Origin of the sequence: Kluyvera sp. EC_51, assembly GCF_019584505.1 — a bacterium.
In the GTDB taxonomy this organism is placed as follows: Bacteria; Pseudomonadota; Gammaproteobacteria; order Enterobacterales; family Enterobacteriaceae; genus Kluyvera; species Kluyvera sichuanensis.
The window spans coordinates 1-231 of record NZ_VDAG01000019.1; the positions used below are offsets into that span (position 1 = coordinate 1).

The 231-nt window shown below is 44.2% G+C and carries 1 pseudogene; it reads right to left on the reverse strand.

The window, feature by feature from the left end:
• A pseudogene (locus FHC49_RS05830) lies at nucleotides 1–231 on the reverse strand (diguanylate phosphodiesterase); the annotation flags it as partial.

A 231-nucleotide genomic window follows, 5' to 3' on the forward strand; every position in this document is an offset into this window, starting at 1 on the left:
CTGGAAAAGCGCGAAACCCGCCCGGCTGTAAAGCTCAAACTCGTCCCTTGTTTCCACTTTTTCAGCAAGGAATTTTATGCCCTGCAGAAGCTGACTTTTTCTGTGGATATATTGCTGGATATCTTCATAGTCATTGTCTCTGACATCAAATTTGATGACAGAAATATACTGCATAAAGCGGTCCCATTCATCATCCATCGTGAAATCATCGAGCGCAAGCTGGTAACCCCT